This is a genomic window from Pseudomonas sp. Sample_22, assembly GCF_004307635.1.
Classification (GTDB): Bacteria; Pseudomonadota; Gammaproteobacteria; order Pseudomonadales; family Pseudomonadaceae; genus Aquipseudomonas.
Map to the genome: position 1 here is coordinate 209,558 of NZ_RCNY01000086.1, position 18,570 is coordinate 228,127.

General features: G+C 62.2%; 16 protein-coding genes. 2 read left to right on the forward strand and 14 right to left on the reverse strand.

Annotated elements, in window-relative coordinates:
- Positions 1 to 18 precede the first annotated feature (18 nt).
- Positions 19 to 372, reverse strand: a complete 354-nt coding sequence (locus D8U73_RS24955; RefSeq protein WP_130906029.1) for a RidA family protein — start codon at positions 370 to 372, stop codon at positions 19 to 21.
- 27 nt (positions 373 to 399) lie between these two features.
- Positions 400 to 1,641 (reverse strand): D-amino acid dehydrogenase, encoded by a 1,242-nt coding sequence (locus D8U73_RS24960; RefSeq protein WP_130906030.1) that lies wholly within the window; start codon positions 1,639 to 1,641, stop codon positions 400 to 402.
- 109 nt (positions 1,642 to 1,750) lie between these two features.
- Here D8U73_RS24960 and D8U73_RS24965 point away from each other — a divergent pair, with 109 nt between their 5' ends.
- On the forward strand, positions 1,751 to 2,668 hold the full coding sequence (locus D8U73_RS24965; protein ID WP_130906031.1) for a LysR family transcriptional regulator: 918 nt from the start codon (positions 1,751 to 1,753) through the stop codon (positions 2,666 to 2,668).
- A gap of 25 nt (positions 2,669 to 2,693) precedes the next feature.
- Here the strand turns inward: D8U73_RS24965 and D8U73_RS24970 are convergent, their stop codons facing one another.
- Positions 2,694 to 3,311 carry a hemolysin III family protein gene (locus D8U73_RS24970; protein WP_056853953.1) on the reverse strand — a complete coding sequence of 206 codons (618 nt, stop codon included), beginning with the start codon at positions 3,309 to 3,311 and terminating at the stop codon, positions 2,694 to 2,696.
- Between the two features lie 233 nt (positions 3,312 to 3,544).
- Here D8U73_RS24970 and D8U73_RS24975 point away from each other — a divergent pair, with 233 nt between their 5' ends.
- Positions 3,545 to 4,459, forward strand: coding sequence for a LysR substrate-binding domain-containing protein (locus tag D8U73_RS24975; protein WP_056853954.1), 915 nt, complete (start codon positions 3,545 to 3,547; stop codon positions 4,457 to 4,459).
- 135 nt (positions 4,460 to 4,594) lie between these two features.
- On the opposite strand, the gene madM is transcribed toward D8U73_RS24975, so the two are convergent.
- The 11 genes from madM to D8U73_RS25030 all read right to left on the reverse strand — a co-directional run bounded on the left by madM (position 4,595) and on the right by D8U73_RS25030 (position 18,560).
- Entirely contained in the window at positions 4,595 to 5,359 is a 765-nt protein-coding gene (gene madM / locus D8U73_RS24980; RefSeq protein WP_056853955.1) for a malonate transporter subunit MadM, read from the reverse strand.
- Between the two features lies 1 nt (position 5,360).
- Positions 5,361 to 5,777 (reverse strand): malonate transporter subunit MadL, encoded by a 417-nt coding sequence (madL, locus tag D8U73_RS24985; protein WP_130906032.1) that lies wholly within the window; start codon positions 5,775 to 5,777, stop codon positions 5,361 to 5,363.
- A gap of 64 nt (positions 5,778 to 5,841) precedes the next feature.
- On the reverse strand, positions 5,842 to 6,753 hold the full coding sequence (mdcH, locus tag D8U73_RS24990) for a malonate decarboxylase subunit epsilon (RefSeq protein WP_130906033.1): 912 nt from the start codon (positions 6,751 to 6,753) through the stop codon (positions 5,842 to 5,844).
- Positions 6,750 to 7,370, reverse strand: coding sequence for a malonate decarboxylase holo-ACP synthase (locus D8U73_RS24995; RefSeq protein WP_056853958.1), 621 nt, complete (start codon positions 7,368 to 7,370; stop codon positions 6,750 to 6,752). Before D8U73_RS24995 ends, mdcH begins: the two co-directional genes overlap by 4 nt.
- Complete coding sequence (gene mdcE, locus D8U73_RS25000; protein ID WP_130906034.1) at positions 7,364 to 8,167, reverse strand: biotin-independent malonate decarboxylase subunit gamma; 804 nt, start codon at positions 8,165 to 8,167, stop codon at positions 7,364 to 7,366. The genes D8U73_RS24995 and mdcE overlap by 7 nt, the downstream gene beginning before the upstream one ends.
- A complete protein-coding gene (locus D8U73_RS25005) occupies positions 8,164 to 9,015 on the reverse strand; it encodes a biotin-independent malonate decarboxylase subunit beta (protein WP_056853960.1) in 852 nt (283 codons plus the stop codon). Before D8U73_RS25005 ends, mdcE begins: the two co-directional genes overlap by 4 nt.
- Entirely contained in the window at positions 9,008 to 9,307 is a 300-nt protein-coding gene (locus D8U73_RS25010) for a malonate decarboxylase subunit delta (protein WP_056853961.1), read from the reverse strand. The genes D8U73_RS25005 and D8U73_RS25010 overlap by 8 nt, the downstream gene beginning before the upstream one ends.
- On the reverse strand, positions 9,307 to 10,182 hold the full coding sequence (locus D8U73_RS25015; protein WP_130906035.1) for a triphosphoribosyl-dephospho-CoA synthase: 876 nt from the start codon (positions 10,180 to 10,182) through the stop codon (positions 9,307 to 9,309). The genes D8U73_RS25010 and D8U73_RS25015 overlap by 1 nt, the downstream gene beginning before the upstream one ends.
- Positions 10,182 to 11,852: a malonate decarboxylase subunit alpha gene (mdcA, locus tag D8U73_RS25020; protein WP_130906036.1), complete on the reverse strand. Its 1,671-nt coding sequence runs from the start codon at positions 11,850 to 11,852 to the stop codon at positions 10,182 to 10,184. Before mdcA ends, D8U73_RS25015 begins: the two co-directional genes overlap by 1 nt.
- Positions 11,853 to 12,070: 218 nt before the next feature.
- Positions 12,071 to 12,526, reverse strand: coding sequence for a chemotaxis protein CheW (locus D8U73_RS25025; protein WP_130906076.1), 456 nt, complete (start codon positions 12,524 to 12,526; stop codon positions 12,071 to 12,073).
- Positions 12,527 to 12,530: 4 nt separating this feature from the next.
- The gene (locus D8U73_RS25030; protein ID WP_130906037.1) at positions 12,531 to 18,560 is read right to left on the reverse strand and encodes an Hpt domain-containing protein; all 6,030 of its coding nucleotides are present in this window, start codon (positions 18,558 to 18,560) and stop codon (positions 12,531 to 12,533) included.
- Between the last annotated feature and the right edge of the window lie 10 nt (positions 18,561 to 18,570).

An 18,570-nucleotide genomic window follows, 5' to 3' on the forward strand; every position in this document is an offset into this window, starting at 1 on the left:
TCCGTTGTGGGTATTGGTTTATCGGACGCGTGCCGCGATGACGGTGATTTCCACCAGCACCTGCGGTCGGGCCAGTTCGGCCTGCACGGTGGTGCGACTCGGCGCTTGACCCGGTGACAGCCAGGCCGACCAGACCTCGTTCATCGCGGCGAAATCTTCGTTGATGTTCTTCAGGTAAATGGTCGCGCTGAGCAGATGGTCCTTGCCGCTCCCCGCCTCGGCCAGCAGCGAGTCGATTTTCGCCAGCACCTCGCGGGTCTGGCTGGCTGCATCCGTGGCGTCGCCGGGCACCTGCCCGGAAAGAAACACCAGATCGCCAAAGGTCACGGCGCCGGACAGGCGCGGGTTGCTGTGCAGTCGGGTAATGCTCATAACAGTGTCCTCTTCAGAAGTCAGTATTCAGGCGGCGCGGTGGTTGAAACCCTGCAGGTCGATGGAAGTCCGACGCTCGCCAATCAGTTCACTGAGCAGGCGCCCGCTGCCGCATGCCAGGGTGAAACCCAGCGCGCCGTGGCCAAGGTTGAGCCACAGGTTGCGATACGCGGTCGCACCCAGCAGCGGCACTCCGTTAGGTGTAGCCGGGCGCATGCCGGCCCATTCGACAGCCGCGTCGTAGGCACCGGCATCGGGAAAGGTCTCACGGGCCTGACGCTTGATCAGCGCCAGTCGCTTGGGGTCGAGCGCAGGGTCGAAACCGACGATGTCGACCATCGCCGCCACCCGCAATTGCTCGCCGATACGCGCGTAGACGATCTTGCGGTCGTAGTCAGTGATGCTCACGTCCGGCGCCCGATGACCGACGCCAATTGGCACGGTCAGGCTGTAGCCCTTAAGTGGATACAACGGCAGTTGCAGCCCGGGCAGAGCCAACAATGGGCTGCGGTGGCCGGCGGCGATAACCAGGTGCTCGACCGGCAGCACTTGCTCGCCGAGTTCGATGGCGTTGACGCTGCCGTTGTTGTGGCGAATGCCGGTCACTGTTTGCCCGAGACGGAACTCGCAACGGCCGGAGGCCTGCAACCGGGCAGCCAGTTGCTGGCAGAAACCATGGCAATCGCCGACCTCTTCGTCCGGGGTGTAAATCGCGCCGACGAAGGGGGCATCGGCCAATGCCGGCTCCAGCCGCGTACATTCGGCAGGCGACAACACCTGCTGTTGCAGCGGGTCGGCCAGACCTCGGCACGCATGCTCGAAGCTGCTGTTCTGGCGGAAGGTCACCAGTTTGCCGTTGCGCCGCCACTGAAATCCCGTCAGTCCATCGTCCTCGCGCCAGGACTTCAAAGTGTCCTGGCTGAGCAGCGCCAGGCGCAGCAAGTGTGCGGCGTTCTCACGGTTGACCGAGCGACGGCAGGCGCCGAGGAAAGACGCCATCCAACGCCACTGGGCCGGGTCGAAGCGCGGGCGCAACTTCAGCGGTGAATCGCCGCGCAACATCCAGCCGATGGCCTGCAAAGGCACACCCGCGTCGGCCAGCGGCGCGACATAGCGATAGGAGAGCTGGCCGCCATTGGCGAAGCTGGTTTCACTGCCCAGCGAATCCCGGGCTTCGATCACTGTCACCTCGACGCCGTCGCGCACCAGCGCATAGGCCGTTGCCAGGCCGATCACGCCGCCTCCGATGATGCACACACGCTGAGCCATGTCCGTCCTTAAAGCCGTTGAGAAGACGATGCCAAGGTTAGAGCCAGGTGACAGACGTTGAACAATGCATAAAGATGGCAACCCCATAAACAAAGGTTATGGACTTGCCATGCGCCTGCGCCACATCGAGATTTTCCAGGCAATTCGACAAACCGGCTCGATCAGCGCTGCCGCGCAATTGCTGCACGTTTCGCAGCCGGCGGTGAGCAAAGTGTTGCAGCATGCCGAGCAACAACTGGGCTTCGCGCTGTTCCTGCGCGTACGCGGCAAACTGCAGCCGACGCCGGAAGCATTGGAGTTGGAGCGCGAGGTCGACAAGGTCAGCGAAAGCCTGCAAGGCGTGCGACGTCTGGCCCAGAGCCTGCGCCGCGAGCCTGGTCACAGTCTGCGGATCGGCGCCACGCCGGCGCTGGCCCTTTCATTGTTACCGCCGGCCATTCACGAGTGGACCAGACGCTACCCGGACATTGCCTGCGAACTGTCCAGCGCCCACAGTCGCGAACTGGTGCAGAACCTGTTGATGCGCGAAGTGGATGTCGCCCTGACCCTGCAACGCCCGGATCACCCAGGGCTCAAGGCACAGGCGCTGGCTTCGGGAGTGTTGGTGGCGCTGGCACCGGCAAGTTACTGGCCGGCGACGGAGGCAGGAACGCCGCTGCCGCTGATGGCGCTTGCCGATGCACCCTTGATCGGCCTGTCCAGCGCCGACCCATTGGCTGCCCGGCTCGATAGTTACCTGGAAGCGGTTGATCCACCGCCGCGGATACGCATCGCCGTGCAGACCTATTCACTGGCTCGGGCCATGGTGGAATCAGGTGCCGGTCTGGCGGTGATCGACCCCTTCACCGCCCTCGGCGCCTCACCGGGCACCACGACCCTCCGCCCGCTGGCCCCGCCATTGCCGATTACCCTGTATGCCGTGACTCGCGCCAGCGAACCACCGCCGCACACACTTGATGAACTGCTGCAGATCTTCAGTCACCGTGCCCGGGAGCAATTGGACAACCTGATGCCTGGGCAACCCTGAAGTCTGATCAAGCCCCCTTGGCGCGTTACAGGACGTAGAACAAAATCGCCACAAAGTGCAGCAGACTTCCGGCGATCACGAACAGATGCCAGATCCCGTGGGCATGTCGCAATCGGTGATCGAGGGCGAAAAAGATAATCCCGACGGTGTACAACACGCCGCCCGACGCCAGCCAGGCAAACCCTGCGCTACCCAGTGCAGCCAGCAATGGCTTGACCGCCACCAGCACGATCCAGCCCATCACCGCGTAAATCACGATCGACAGGATCCGCGCTTCGGAACGCGGCTTGATCTCTTGCAGGATGCCGATCAGCGCCAACCCCCAGACAATCCCGAACAGCGTCCAGCCCCACGGTCCACGCAGCGTCACCAGACAGAACGGTGTATAGCTGCCGGCGATCAACAGGTAGATCGAGAAGTGATCGACTTTCTGCATGATCGCTTTCTTGCGCCCGCGCACGCTGTGGTACACGGTCGATGCGCTGTAGAGCGACATCAAGGTAAAACCGTAGATCGCCACGCTGACGATTTTCCATGGGCTGCCGTCCATGCTGGCGATCACCAGCATCCACACCACACCAACCGTTGCCGCCACTGCCCCGACCAAATGCGTCCAGGCGTTCAATCTTTCCCCGTGATACATCGTTTACCCACCTCATCAATCATTGCCGCAACACACAAGGCTCAGGCCTGCAGTCTGAAAGCGCAATATTTCAGAACATAACACCCCCCTGTAGGAGCCGGCTTGCTGGCGATAGGATCTCAAGTTTCACGTTGATCTTCAGGGCCTCATCGCTGGCAAGCCAGCTCCCACAAAGGTCTGCGTGCCCGAACGTAATTAGGCACAATCAAGCGATTCCAAAAAGAGTCCGCCCCATGCTGATCGATGAAGAGTTGACCCTGAAAAAACTCGAGGTGTTCCTGGCCTTCATGCGCACCGGCAACCTCGCCCGGGCCGCCGCCGAGTTGCAGACCAGCAACGTCAGCGTTCACCGCGCGATCCACTCTCTGGAAAGCGCCCTGCGCTGCCCGTTGTTCAAACACGAAGGCCGCAACCTGACACCGCTGGAGAGCGCCTATGTGCTGGAAGAGCGCGCGCAAAAGCTGATTCAGGACGTCGTCGAGAGCGTGCGCCTGACCCGTGAGGCCGCCGGATTTTCTGCCGAGCGCTTCAAGTTGGGTTCGCTGTATTCGTTGACGGTGAAGACCGTGCCGCAACTGATCATGGGCCTTAAGATCCGCCGCAGCGAGCTGAATATCGATCTGATTCTCGGCTCGAATTTCGACCTGTTGTACAAGCTCAAGAACATGGAAGTCGACGCGATCCTGGTATCACTGGACGACAGCATCATCGACCCGGACCTGGAACATATCCCACTGTTCTCTGACGACATCTTCCTGGCCACGCCGGCCGACTCGAAGTTCGCCCAACGGACCGAAGTCGACCTGGCCGAGGTCCGCGACGAAACTTTCATCACACTGACCCAAGGCTTCGCCACCCATCAGGATGGCAAGCGGGTATTCGAGCAGGCGGGGTTCGAGCCAAAGGTGGCGATGCAGGTCAACGACATCTTCACGCTGCTGAGCATGGTCAGCTCAGGCGTGGGTTATGCGTTGCTTCCGGGGAGGATTGCCGCGGTGTACGAGAACCGGGTGAAGCTGATTCCGTTGCAGGAACAATATCGCTTGCAGCAGCACATCGGCGTGGTGTTCCTCAAGGCCAAGGAGCGCGATCCGAATCTGCTGGCGTTGCTGGCGGAGTGTCGGATGTATGCCAATCGCCAGGCTTGAGTGTGGCGAGGGAGCTTGATGATCGTTCCCACGCTCTGCGTGGGAATGCTTCAAGGGACGCTCCGCGTTCCAGCTTTCGAATGGGACGCGGAGCGTCCCGGGCTGCATTCCCACGCAGAGCGCGGGAACGATCAGTTAGCCCACAATCCCGCGAACAATGAAGTACAACAGCGAAGGCCCCAACAGGCAGCCCAGCCCAGTGTGAAAGGTCGCCGTCAACGCCCCATAAGGCACCAACCGCCGATCCGTCGCCGCCAGCCCCGCCGTCACCCCGCTCACAGTGCCGGCCAACCCGCCAAACACCATCGCCGAACGCGGGTTATCCAGGCCCATCCAGCGCGCCGCCACCGGCGTGCCGACCATCACCAGAATCGCCTTGATCAACCCCGTGGCAATCGACAGCGCCATCACATCCGAGGTCGCGCCGATGGCTGCACCGGTCACCGGACCGACGATGTAAGTCACCGCGCCGGCGCCAATGGTGGTCATGCTCACCGCATCGCGATAGCCGAACACCCAGGCCATGCACGCACCGACAATGAACGGCAGCACCGTGCCGAGCAGCAGCGCGATCACCCCGATCAACCCGGCCTTCTTCGCTTCGGTCGCCTGCACTTCGAACGCCGTGGCAACGATGGCGAAATCGCGCAGCATGGCGCCGCCCATCAAGCCGATGCCGGAGAACAGCGTCAGGTCCGCCAGGCCTTTTTGCCCGCCGGTCATGGTGCCACCGACCCAGGCCAGCACCAGGCCGATGACGATGGCAATCGCCGAGCCATGAATGCGCCCGAAAGTCAGGCGTTTGGAGAGAATCACCGATACCCACATGATCACGCCGACGAAGGCGAAGGCAGTGACCAGACCGTTGTGTTCCAGACCTTTCTCGATGAGATCCCACATGTCAGCGACCTCCTGCCGGTGCGCCGACCGAGGTTACATCCGCCGGTTCATCGGGCAACGGTTCGCCTTTGTGGGTCCGGCTGATCAAGGCAATGGTGCAACCGCAGACCAGCACCGAACCGATCGCCGCCAGCACCGCCACCGGGCCGCCATGCAATGCCGTGACCACGTTCTGTTGCGCGGCCATCGCCACCACCACCGGAATGTACATCGCGCCCCAGAAGCCGACGCCCATCTCGCAGTCCTTGGTCATGCCGCCACGTTTTTGCATCCACAACCGCGCGCAGATCAGCAGGATCATCGCGATCCCGACCCCGCCGACGTTGGATTTGACGCCCAGCAATACGCCGAGCATGTCACCCATGATCACTCCTGCCAGCGTACAGATCGCGAGCAGCGCCACACCGTAAATAATCATTGTTGTTGTCCTCAAAGTGCATCGTCGGATGTTGTTTTTGTTGTTCGAAGCCTGACTCGCGGATCTAAGGGTGGCGGCTTCCCTCCTCTCGCATCAGCGCCTGCAAGGTATCGAGCCGTGCACCGTCGAATGCAATCACGGTGCCTTGCTCGAATACCCGGCGCGCCAGCCCGGTCAACACCGCACCGGGCGGCAGTTCGATCTGTAGACGCACGCCACGCTCGTAGGCGCTTTGCACAGTGCCGCGCCAATCCACCACGCGGCACATGTTGAAAGCGAGGTCGTCGCGCAGCGCATCAACCTTGAACACCGGCCGCGCGCGACTGCCGCTCAGGTAACCGATCTTCGGGGTTTGCAGTTGCACCTTGGCGAAGGCTTCGGCGAGGGTTTTTGCAGGCATGTCCAACAGCGGGCAATGCGAAGGCACGCTCACCGCCAGACGCTTGGCCAGCCCTGCCCCGCGACTTCTTGCCAGCTCAGCCACTGCCTTCATCGCAGCGTCACTGCCGGCGATTACCACCTGGTTATCGGCGTTGATGTTGGCCAGGTAAACCGGCGTGTCGACGTTGTGCACCTGCGCCAGCAAACCTTCCACGGTGGCCAGGTCCAGACCGATGATCGCGGTCATGCCATAGCCCTGTGGATACGCCCGTTGCATCAGCTCACCGCGCAGGCTGACCAGATGCAACGCATCGCTGAACGCCAGGGCTCCGGCCACCACCGCTGCCGGATAGGCACCGATGGAAAGCCCCGCGACATGATCCGGGTCCATCGCCAACTGCCGTGAAGCTGCCACACCGGCGATCAGCAGGCAAAGCTGCACGGCCCTTGTCGACTGCAATGCTTGCGCAGAATCCAGCAGCAAAACATCTTCACCAAGAATGTCGCTCGCCTCGCTCAAGGTTTGCCGAGGCAACCGCTGGAGCATGCCCGGCTGTTGCGCGCCTTGTCCCGGGAACACCAGCAAGCTGCTCATGCTGCTTGCTCCTGCGGGTTCCATGGGTCAATCACCAAGCAGGCTTCGCGGGTGTTTTTCAGTAGCACACGATTCGAAGTGCCGGCCCATTCGCGCAAGGCAACACCACCCGACGGCGTCTGCAATTGCATGTCCACGACACATGGCGCCGTATCGAGCAACGCCAGCAACTCCCGAGCCTGCTCACGCGCCAGAGGTTGTGGCGTACGCAAAATCAGATCCAGATCACTGCCCTGATGCAGCGCTGCAAAGCCGCTGGCCAATTCGAAGCCGGCACTGCCGCTGACGCCCCAGACCCAGCCGCACGCATCAAGCGCAGGGCGCAATTGCGCCAAGGCTTCAAGTGCCGGCAAGTCACGGGCGATATCGACACGGCAGAGTTCCTCGGGCGCTACGCGACGGGTAATAGAAGCCATCGCCATCGACGTCGCATAACGCTGCTCACGCAAACGCCCGCGCACGCCGACCGCAATCCGCTGCGCTGCCGACAGCGCGCGGCGCACCACCACCGGTTGCCCCGAGTTGAGCGACTCGACTGCCCACGCAGGCGCATTCGCAGGCAACTGCGCCGGGGTCATGCCCCAGAGCAGGTCGTGGGCCAGGGGCGCGTTCACCACTGCTCACTCAGCAATTGGCGGACCTTGCTCGAAGCGGCACGATTGGTCGCGCCGAGACGACCGCTGAGGTCGGCGCCCTTGTGCGCAACATCGTCAATCGCTTGCGTCAGGCATTCAGTCACCCGCGCCAGATCCGCCGCCGTCGGCTGTTCGATCTGTTCCACCGCCAAGGTTTCCCACAGCAGGCCAAGGCTGGCATAGCTGTCGATGTCATAGGCCATCGGCGGCACGCTGGCGGCCAGGGCTTCCAGCTCTTCGACACTGCGCATGGTCACCCGCGCCGCCGACGCCTTGCCCATGGCATGCACCATCACCCCCGGATCACGCAGGGCGATCAGTCGATTGGCCTGATACCCGTGGGCCAGGAACGCCCCGGACATCGCCTTGCCCACCAGCAAACCGATCACGGCATGACCGGCGAGGCGTGCACGAGCATAACTGTCCGCTGCAGCTGCCAGCGCCTGATGAATGCCCAGCGCTTCTTCGCGTCGACCATAAGCCTGGCTCGGCACATCGACGATGGCGATCAAGGCACGTTTCTGCGCTTTGTCCTGATCCGCCGTAATCACTTCATCCACAGCCTTGGCCAGGCCCCAGCCTTCGAGCAATCCGACCTCGCCATGACGGGCGCGGACAAAACGGTTTGCCGGGTCGGCCACCACGGCGATAAATCGCACCGGTTGCCCGGCGAAAAAACCATCGGCGACTTTCAGCGAGGCCGGCAATCCGTCGACGGGTTTCGCATCGGCGCTCAAGGCCTCGAACCAGTTCAAGCCTCTGAGGGAATACGCACTCATGAACGCTCTCCTTGATACAGGTCGCGAACCACGCAGGGCTCGATTTGCGGCTCGGCATTCAGACGCGCCAGGCGTTGCAGGTACAGATCGGCTTGTTGACTGCGTTGCCGTGTCGGCAGACCCAATTTGAACAAATCACCGATTTGCTGGCGGATCTGCGCCGCATCGTCAGCGACATAACGATCCACCAGGCCGCTGGCGAAGCGTTGCTCGCCACCGGTCAGGCTCCAGATGAACGGACGGTCCCGCGAATCGTATTCCTCCAGCCCGGCTTCTTGCTCGATCACCTGTGGACCGTTCAAGCCAAGTCGTGCTTCCTGCGTCACCAGCAAATAGCTGCACAACCCGGCAGCGATCGACATGCCGCCAAAGCAACCCACGCTGCCCGCCACCACGCCCACGACCGGTTGGTATTGGCGAAGATCGACTATCGCCGCATGAATATCGGCAATCGCCGCCAGGCCGAGGTTGGCTTCCTGCAACCGCACGCCACCGGTTTCCAGCAGCAGCACGGCACGGGTCGGGATGCCTTTGCGGTTATCTTCGGCGGCCAGTTCCAGTGCGCCGGCAATCTTTGCCCCGCCGACTTCGCCAAGGCTGCCACCCTGGAAAGCGCCTTCGATGGCGGCGATCACCACCGGCAAGCCATCGAGGCTGCCTTTGGCGATGACTACGCCGTCATCGGCTTGCGGCACCACGCCCTGACGCGCCAGCCAGGGCGACATGACGCGCTGGAACGGGTCGAGCAATTCACGGAAAGTACCGGCATCGAGCAAGGCTTTCGCCCGTTGCCGGGCACCCAGTTCGACGAAGCTGTGCTTGTTGAGCAACGAGGCGCTGTCAGTCATGGCCGATCTCCTCGAAGCCTTGTTCCAGACGCAGGCGTACCACACCGGGGGTTGCGCCGAAATCGTGGATATCAATGTCCATGGCGGCTGGCATCTGGCCCTCGAACATCCGTGCAAACAGATGCTGCCAGCGTTGTTCACTGCCGTTGACCGAGGTCTGCACGGTGATGGTCAACTTGCCGGACTGACCCGGTTCGATCAGTACTTCGAGATCGCCGGAACCGACACAGCCCACCAGCGTGCGACCGCGTGGCGGCTGTCCGGCGGGGAATTCGAAAGATAAGGTTTCCATCAAAAAACTCCCTTTTGCAGGCTGTCGCCCGACTCGATACCGTCGATCAACAGGCAGGCTGCGAGCAGGTCGGCAGCACCGCCGGGCGAGGCATTCAACGCGATAAGTTGTTGGTCCAGCTGGTGCAGCCGGCGCCGTCCGGCGAGGCTGGCACTGCCACCGGCATCGAGTACCGCCTGGGCGCCGATTTGCATGGTGCGCAGGCCCTGTTCGCCGGCGCGGTACAGCACGCAGGTGTCGGCCAGATCGGTCATGATCGCCAGCAGCGCATCGAGCCGAGCGTTCGGTTCGCCATGCCCGTTGGCGCGGCTGCGCTTGAGTTGCGGCAGCGCCCGTTGGATAACTGCCGGAAATCCCAGTTGGGCTTCTTCCCGGGCACCGCGCGCACCGTAGCGTTGCGCGACTTGCGCGCCGTGGCTGAGGGGACGTGGCGCGAAGCGGTCATCGAGCAAGGCCAGCCTTGCCGCGCGCAACGCGATGGAACCGGCGGCGGTGGATTCAGGCTCCAGCGCGGCAGCGGCGACCAACAAGCCCAGCGCCCAGATCGCCCCGCGATGAGTGTTCACACCGTTGGTGGTGGTGAGCATCGATTGCTCGCCTTGGCGACCGATCAGACCGATCGCTTCGCGCAGCGGCAAACCGATCTCGCCGATCTCGACAGCGGCTTCAGCCATTTCCTTGAACGCTGGCCACAAGGCCAGCGCCGAAGCGTGCATAAGCCCGAGGTGCAAATCGGTATGGGCGCCATTGCCGCGACGGTCGACCAGCGCCGGTTTCGGCGACAGGTCCGCTTCGTCGATCAGCGCGTCCACGGCCAGGTCCGCCAGCCGCTCGGCCAGGCTCAGGGTTTTCGCTTGCAGGTTGAGTGCGTGCATTACCAGCTCCTGAACTTGGCGGGTGGGTTGTAAAGGCCGCCGGACCACTCGACCAGATCGGCCACGCTCTTGGCGGCGAGCAGTTCGCGGGTGGCGTCGGTGCGGCGGATGCCGAGGTCTTCGGGCAAGGCGATCAAGCCTTCGCGGCGCATGCGTGCGGTGTCTTTCGGGTTGTGGCGCAGGCCGATGGCAGTGACGCCAGCGACCGCAGCAATCATGGCCTGACGTTCTTCGAGCGAGCGCGCCTTGTACAAATAGGCGATGCCTTCTTCGGTCAACAGATGGGTTACGTCGTCGCCGTAGATCATGATCGGCGCCAGTGGCATGCCGCTTTTCTTCGCCACTTCAATGGCGTCGAGGGTTTCGACGAAGGTTGGTTTTCCGCCCTCCTGGAAGGTCTCGACCATTTGCACCACCAGTTTCTTGCCACGTTCGAGCATCGGCTCGGCGGCATCGGCGTGGCGCATGTCCAGCCAGGCTGGCGTACCGTGGCGGCGACCCCGCGGGTCGTGACCCATGTTCGGTGCGCCGCCGAAACCGGCCAGCCGTCCACGGGTCACGGTGGAAGAATGGCCATCGCCATCGACCTGCAGCGTGGCACCGATGAACAGGTCCACGGCGTACTGTCCGGCCAATTGGCTGAACATCCGGTTGGAACGCAGCGAGCCGTCGCGTCCGGTGAAGAACACATCGGGCCGGGCGGCGATGTAGTTTTCCATGCCCAGCTCGGTGCCGAAGCAATGCACACTTTCAACCCAGCCGCTTTCAATCGCCGGGATCAGCGTCGGGTGCGGATTGAGCGTCCAGTTGCGGCAGATCTTGCCTTTGAGGCCGAGGGACTCGCCGTAGGTCGGCAGGATCAGCTCGATAGCGGCCGTGTTGAACCCGATGCCGTGATTGAGCGACTGCACGTTGTGTTTTTCGTAGATGCCACGGATCGCCATCATCGCCATCAACACGTGCACAGGCTTGATGTGCCGTGGGTCGCGGGTGAACAGCGGCTCGATGTAGAACGGCTTGTCGGCCACCACCACGAAATCGACCCACGACGCAGGAATGTCCACACGCGGCAAGTCGCTGACGTCGTCCACCAACTGGTTGACCTGGACGATGACGATGCCATCGCTGAAGGCCGCCGGTTCGATCAGCGCTGGAGTGTCTTCGGTACTTGGGCCGGTATAGATGTTGCCGGCACGGTCGGCCATGAAGCCGGCCGAGAGCACGACGTTGGGAATCAGGTCCACCACCAGTCGCGCATAGAGTTCGATGTAAGTATGGATCGCGCCGATTTCCAGCAGGCCGTCTTCGAGCAACTGGCTGATGCGCAGGCTCTGGGTGCCGGCGAAAGAGAAATCGAGCTTGCGGGCGATACCACGTTCGAACAGGTCCAGATGCTCGGAGCGGCCGACGCTGGGCATGATCATGTGCAGGTCGTGGAGCTTGCCCGGATCGACCTTGGCCAGGGAGCGCGAAAGAAAATCCGCCTGCTTCTGGTTGTTGCCCTCCAGTACCACGCGATCGCCCGGCAAGATCAATGCCTCAAGCGCCGCGACGATCTTGTCGGTGGGCAGCACCACCCCATCAGCCAGGGATTTAACCAACTCCAGACGCCGCTGCTTTTCGCTGCGCCGCCGCGTCCATCGCGAGTCGGGGGATATTGTTGTAGTCATGACCACTCCACGGGTTCGCTTTCGTGGGGGTCACATTAGGAGCGTGGGGTGGGGAGGATCAATCAAGCAGCGTGGTGGATTGTTACGGTCAGGGTAATGATTTGGTTGTCTGAACTGACGCCATCGCGAGCAAGCTTTGCTCCTACAGGTTTTGTGTCATATGCAACCGCAATCAATCAAAAAACTGTAGGAGCAAAGCTTGCTCGCGATGAGCCCGGTCAGGTCAACCCGGCAGTTACAAGCAACTCTTCAAGCGCCAGCAAGTCCGGGACCTTGGCCACTTGATCAGCCACCTGCACCGCCGCTTTCTCCAGCGAACACAACGGCACATCCACATAGCTCAGCTGACTGTCGAGCTTGTACGAACGCGGAATCCCCTGCACCAGCATGGCAATGAATTTCAGCTCGGGCCGCCCTCCCAGGGCATTGAGAATGACGATTCGCGCCCGCTCGCCAATGACGATTTTCTGTCCGCAGGCCGACTCGAAGCTGAGCAGCGGAATCTGCCGATTGCGCCACGTTACCCGCCCCAGGTACCAAGGTGGCGTATCCAGGTCGAACGCCGCAGGCTGGTAATCGATCAGCTCGGCCACCGCAACGTTGGGCAAGATCAGGTGACGGTCGGCCAGCGGTAGCAACAGGCCGGTGAGGTTGCTGGTGCGCTGGCTGATCAGCCGCTCAAGCATGGGTTTTGCTCCACAGGGCAATGCTTTCAAGCAATACCGATTCCTGGTACGGCTTGCCAAGATAGTCGTTGACGCCGATGGCCATTGCCCGGTCGCGGTGTTTCTGGCCGGTGCGTGAGGTGATCATGATGATCGGCAGGTGCTGCAAGCGCTCATCGTTGCGGACCTGGGTCGCCACTTCGAAGCCGTCCATGCGCGGCATTTCGATGTCCAGCAGCATCAGGTCGGGCATGTGCTCTTCGAGCAACAGCATGGCGTCGACTCCGTCCTTGGCGGTCAGCACGTTCATGCCGTGACGTTCGAGCAAGCGGCTGGTGACCTTGCGTACCGTGACGGAATCGTCGACCACCATCACCAGCAATGGCCGTTGCGGCTCGGCTTCGCCTTCGTGGCTCGCCGGGCGCTGCGGCACATGGGCCTGCATCGCACGGATCGGCGCCAGCAAGTCCAGAATCAGCACGACCCGGCCATCCCCCAGAATCGTCGCGCCGGAAACGCCCTGCACTGCGGCGAACTGCGGACCAAGGCTTTTCACCACGATCTCGCGGGTGCCGGCCATGGCGTCGACCAGCACGGCAATGCGGCGCTCGTTGCATTGCACCAGCAGCACCGGCAACGGCAGGCTCTGGCCCAATAGTTTTGGCCGGGCACTGGTTTTCAGCAGCTCGCCCAGATAGCACAGCTCGTAGCGTTGCCCGGCGTATTCGTAGGTGGGCGGATCGAGGCGGAAATGCCCTTCAAGCTCGTTGGGCAATACGCGGACAATGCCGTCGATGGTGTTCAGCGGGATCGCATACTGATCATCAAGACATTGCACCATCAGCGCCCGATTGACCGACACGGTGAACGGCAGGCGAATGCGGAAATGCACGCCCTGCCCCGGCACGGAATCGATGCTCATGGTGCCGCCCAGTTGCCGCACTTCTTCGTGCACCACGTCCATGCCGACACCCCGCCCGGAGATCTGGGTGATTTTCTCGGCCGTGGAAAACCCCGGTTGCAGGATGAATTGCAGAACGTCACGGTCGCTGATGTCGCTGTCCTGATCGAGCAAGCCGCGCTTGATCGCCTTGCGCCGCACAGCGTCCAAAGGCACGCCGGCACCGTCGTCGCGGATATCGAAAATGATGTCGCCGCCCTCGCGCAACAAGTCGAGGGTGATTCGCCCTTGCGCCGGTTTCCCCGCCGCGATCCGCACTTCGGCAGGCTCAAGGCCATGGTCCACGGCATTGCGCAGCATGTGCTCGAGGGGCGCCGCCATGCGTTCGAGCACGTTGCGATCCATCTCGCCTTCGGCGTTGCCGACGATGAACTCGACGTCCTTGCCCAGCTCGCCGGCCACCTGACGGACAATGCGCTTCAAGCGTGGCAGCATCCGTTCGAACGGCACCATGCGCGTGCGCATCAGGCCTTCCTGCAACTCGGTGTTGATGCGCCCCTGCTGTTGCAGCAGGTTCTCCGCATCCTGATTGCGCCGGTCGAGGGTTTCCTTGAGGTCGAGCAAGTCAGAGGCGGATTCGAACAGTGCCCGCGACAGTTGCTGCAACTGCGAGTGACGGTCCATCTCCAGCGGATCGAACTCTTCGTAACCCAGGCGCTCGGCGTCGACTTGCTGGCGGCTGAGAATCCGGCCCTGGGTTTCGGTGTCGAGGCGGCGCAACTGGTCACGCATCCGCTCGATGGTGGTTTCCATTTCGTTCAGCGCCACTTGGGCGTCGCTGACCTGCTGTTCGATGCGGCCGCGGAAGATCGAGGTTTCGCCAGCCAGGTTGACCAGGTCATCGAGCAGCTCCGCCGAGACCTTGACCATGTCTGCACCGGCATCCGCTTGCAGCAACGGCGTCTCGGGTTTTGCCGCCGCGGGCAACGCGGTCGTTGGCGCAGCTTCAGGTTCCGCCGGGTGGCTGAAGTTTTTGATCGCATCGATCAATCGGTCCGCCGGTGGCAGCGGTTCGCCGGCGCGAGTGGCGTCGAGCATTTGTGCCAGCCGGTCATGACTGCGTTGCAGCAGCTCGAACAACGCCCCCGTAGATTTCAGTTCACCGCTCGACAAGCCTTCGTAGAGAAATTCCAGCTCATGGGCCAGGTCGCCAATCGGACCGATTTCGACCATGCGCGCCCCGCCCTTGAGGGTGTGCAGGTCGCGCAGCAGGGTTTCCACTTCCTGACGGCTCGAAGGCTCAGCCTGCCAGCGCAACAGCGCCGCGCCGGAGCTTTCGATGATGTCGAAACCTTCTTCGAGGAAGATGTCCAGCAGTTCGCCATCGTGATGCGCCGAGTCATTGCTGGCTGCCGGTTCGACCATGTCGGCGTTACCGGCATGACCCAGGCGGAACGCGCGTATCGCCTCGATCAGCTCACTCGGATCGCCCAACAGTTGATGCTGCTGCAATTGCTTCAGCAACTGTGCCATGCGCTCATGACTGTGTTGCAGCAACTGCGCCAGGACGTCGCTGTAGCTGTAGCGACGGTCCACCAACCCCTCGTAAAGGCTTTCCAGCTCATGGGCCAGATCACCGACCGGCTCGACCTCGGCCATCCGTGCGCCGCCCTTGAGCGTATGCAAATCGCGTTGCAGCGACGACAGCGGCGCAGCACTTTGCGGATCGTTCAACCAGCGCTGCAAGGCCTGGTTGGCGCTGTCGAGGATGTCCACCGCTTCTTCGAGGAAGATTGAAACGATCTCGTCTTCCATATCGTTAGCGCGGTCCCCTGTGGGAGCTGGCTTGCCAGCGATGATCTCGCAGGCGACTTGGTTATCCAGTGAATGCGCGTCATCGTTGACGTCCATCGCTGGCAAGCCAGCTCCCACAGGGTGGAGTGTGTTTTCAAGTTCAGCGGTGACATCACCCAACTCGCGAATGCTCAGGGTGCGGCTGCCGTCACTGCGGATCAGGCCCATGGCCGATGGGTCGAGGCTCTGATCAAGCAAGCCATGCAAGGCACGAATCCGTTCCGGACGCGGGCTGACTTCCTGGCCAGCGGCCAATTCGTCGAGCATGTTGATCAACGCTTCATGGGCACTTTGCGCCTCGTGGAAAAACGCCTCGCTGACGGCCAGGCTGCTTTCTTCCACGGCACCGTAGAGGTCGAGCAAGGCTTCGCATAGTTCATCCACCGGATGCAGATCGGCCAGGTGCGCGCCCTCGCCGAGGGTGGTCAGCTCGTCCAGCAGCGCACTGAGTTCCTGGCGCTCGCCGGGGTGCTGCTGCCAGCGCTGCAGCAGGCTTTCGGCATCCAGCAGGATGTCCATGCCCTGGGCCAGGAAGTTGTTGATCAACTGCGGATCGCGCTTGACCCGCAACCCGCTGCTCGGCGCGTTCAAGAGGTTTTGCAAACGCTCGCCGAGCATGGCCTGGGCCCGCTCGATCAACGCTTTGGCACGGGGTATTTCGGCCAACGGCTCGCGCCTGAGCTGGCGCAAGCCAAGCCGGAACAAGCCTTCGGCTTCCAGCAACAATTCGACTTCATCCAGCTCCAGTGCCACCTGATGCGCCTTGTACTCGCGCAACAGTTGGTCCAGCGGCGCGGCCAGTTCGGCAATCGGCAACACACCCGCCATCGACGCACTGCCCTTGAGCGTATGCAAGGCTCGCTGCAACTCGTCACTGGCCTGCAGCGGCAGATGCTCGGCCGCCTGTTCGAGAAAGCGATTGAGGCTGCTCAAATGGCTTTCGGCCTCCTTGCGAAAGATCTCCAGCAACAGCGGATCAAGGGCCGAAACGTCTTGAGTGTCTTCCTCACAGGCCGGTTCCTCGCCCTTGGCCAAGGCATGGGCGCGGGCAGCCAACTGGTCGACATCGTTGCGCTGACGCTGAGCATTGGCGGTGTATTCGGCCACCAGTTCAGGCAACAGGTTGAGCACATCACCGAGCAGTTGCTGCACCGTGGCGCCTGGTTCCACGCTGTTTTCCAGTACGCGGTTGAGCAGGTTTTCCACGGCCCAGGCCAGCTCACCCAGCACCAATGCGCGAACCATGCGGCCGCTGCCCTTGAGGGTATGGAAGGCGCGGCGCAATTCAATCAAGGCCGAATGGTTATCGGGATTGACCGACCAGCGCGGCAGGTATTCGCGCAGGACTTGCAGGACTTCATCGGTTTCTTCGAGGAAAACCTCGCGCAACTCATCGTCCACCGGCTCTTCGCCGGGCGGAGGCGGCAGCAGGCTGCCGGGGGTAGTGACAGCGGGCGGATTCAGGGCGGACACCGGACTGGCCAGCACATCGGCGAGGGTCTGGACGATGGCTGGCCCATCAAGCTCCTGGCGTTGCTGCATGACCTGCGCTTCGCTGGGGCTCAGCACATCATCAAGCACCGGCACATGCTGTTCGCTGGACTTTTCATCAGGGAAGAAGCCGAGCGACGCCAGGCTTTTTTCGGCGACGTCGAGCAGTTGTTCGCCGGGTGCTTCAGGGTCATCGCTCAAGCGTTCCAGATAATATTCAAGACTGGTGATGACGTCGGCCAGGCTGTCGAGCTCCTGCCAGCCGGGCTGCCCCGGATCCAGCAGCAAGTGTTCGCGGATGAAATGGTTGCAGGTTTCGATCAGGCTCGCCGCGCGGTTCAACGGAATCATCGCCAACGCACCGCGCACTTGGGTCAGCAACGCTGGCAGTGCCTGCAAATGCTGGCGGTCCCAGTCGGCGTCGATGTAGTCGACGATCATGTCCTTGGCCTGTTGCAGGCAGATACGCGTTTCCTTGATCACGATCTGGTGGATCTGTGTCAGGTCGGTAGTCGGCAGGCGGCTGTCTTCCTGGCTTTCGGGCTCCACCGTGCCGACCATGCCGGCCAGCGTGGCTTCGACATAAAGCAACGCCCCGGCAACGTCCATGAGGATCGCATCGTCGGGCGCGCGCTGGCCCTGGACGAGGCTCAGCACCACCGCCAGTTGATCAATGATGACCTTGCGTGGCTGACCAAAGCCCAATACCGCCAGGGTGTCAGCGATTTGCCGCAGGGGTGCCAGCAGGCTGTCCAGATCGGAAGTGTGTTGCCGGTCGCTACGCACGAACAGGTCAAGGCGCTCCTTGACCCGTACCAGCTCTTCGCACAAGGCGGCCAATACCGAACGCATGGCGTCGCGGTCAGGACCGGCCAGCCGTGCGCGTTCTTCGTCGACCATTGCGCTGTCGGGCAGCGCGTCGTCCAGTCCGTAGCGATCTTTCATGGTCAGCATCTGCCCGGTGGGATGTTCGGCCTTGGCAATGTAGAACAGCAAACTCTTGAGCAACTCCGGTGGCGGAGGCTGATTGACGCCGTGCATGCCCTGCTCCAGCAGGCGCTTGAGCTCTTTGTCGGCATCCTTGAACAGGCTGCGCAACGCCGGACTGTTGGCGATGGCGCCAGCGCGCATGCCTTCGACCAATGCCGAAGCGACCTGCCACAGCGGGGCCAGAGGCGCGTTGGCACACAAGCTTTCGAGACGGGCAAAGACTTTCGCCAGAAAACCGAGATGGGTGTCGTCATCCTGCTCGCGCAACAGACCGACCAGTGCCATCTGCAACATCTGCCGCAGCTTGCGCAGCACGTTCGGCAGTTCGGCCGGTTCCAGCAGCGCCAGGGATTGTTCACTCAACGGCGGCAGGTGCGGCAGTTGCGGGCTGAACAGGCTGGTTTCCGACAACAGGCTTTCGCCACGGGCACTGCGCAAATCGTTGATCAACGGCAGTACGACCAAGGGTAGATCACGGCGGGCACCTTGCACGCGGTCAAGGTAGATCGGCAGTTGCCCCAAGGCCTGCAGCATCAGGTGCAATGCTTCGTCACGGTGACTGACGCGCCCCTCTTGCAACGCGATGACCAGTTGCTCCATTTCTTCGGCGAGCAGTGCCGCGCCGTAGAATTCGACCATCTGCAGGCTGCCGTGAACCTGATGGATATACGCCAGGCATTCGCTCAGGGCGTGCGTCGCCTGCGGATCGTCAAGCCGGGTTTCGATCGCGTGATGAGCCTGCTTCAGCGTTTCGGCAATTTCGCCTTTGACCCATTCGAGGGCCACATAGTCGTGCCGATCACCCATAACCACTCCA

Excerpts from the sequence above, each read along its gene's own strand:
- D8U73_RS24955 (WP_130906029.1), bottom strand. The coding sequence starts at position 372 with ATGAGCATTACCCGACTGCACAGCAACCCGCGCCTGTCCGGCGCCGTG.
- D8U73_RS24960 (WP_130906030.1), bottom strand. The coding sequence starts at position 1,641 with ATGGCTCAGCGTGTGTGCATCATCGGAGGCGGCGTGATCGGCCTGGCA.
- D8U73_RS24965 (WP_130906031.1), top strand. The coding sequence starts at position 1,751 with ATGCGCCTGCGCCACATCGAGATTTTCCAGGCAATTCGACAAACCGGC.
- D8U73_RS24970 (WP_056853953.1), bottom strand. The coding sequence starts at position 3,311 with ATGTATCACGGGGAAAGATTGAACGCCTGGACGCATTTGGTCGGGGCA.
- D8U73_RS24975 (WP_056853954.1), top strand. The coding sequence starts at position 3,545 with ATGCTGATCGATGAAGAGTTGACCCTGAAAAAACTCGAGGTGTTCCTG.
- madM (WP_056853955.1), bottom strand. The coding sequence starts at position 5,359 with ATGTGGGATCTCATCGAGAAAGGTCTGGAACACAACGGTCTGGTCACT.
- madL (WP_130906032.1), bottom strand. The coding sequence starts at position 5,777 with ATGATTATTTACGGTGTGGCGCTGCTCGCGATCTGTACGCTGGCAGGA.
- mdcH (WP_130906033.1), bottom strand. The coding sequence starts at position 6,753 with ATGAGCAGCTTGCTGGTGTTCCCGGGACAAGGCGCGCAACAGCCGGGC.
- mdcE (WP_130906034.1), bottom strand. The coding sequence starts at position 8,167 with ATGAGTGCGTATTCCCTCAGAGGCTTGAACTGGTTCGAGGCCTTGAGC.
- D8U73_RS25005 (WP_056853960.1), bottom strand. The coding sequence starts at position 9,015 with ATGACTGACAGCGCCTCGTTGCTCAACAAGCACAGCTTCGTCGAACTG.
- D8U73_RS25010 (WP_056853961.1), bottom strand. The coding sequence starts at position 9,307 with ATGGAAACCTTATCTTTCGAATTCCCCGCCGGACAGCCGCCACGCGGT.
- D8U73_RS25015 (WP_130906035.1), bottom strand. The coding sequence starts at position 10,182 with ATGCACGCACTCAACCTGCAAGCGAAAACCCTGAGCCTGGCCGAGCGG.
- mdcA (WP_130906036.1), bottom strand. The coding sequence starts at position 11,852 with ATGACTACAACAATATCCCCCGACTCGCGATGGACGCGGCGGCGCAGC.
- D8U73_RS25030 (WP_130906037.1), bottom strand. The coding sequence starts at position 18,560 with ATGGGTGATCGGCACGACTATGTGGCCCTCGAATGGGTCAAAGGCGAA.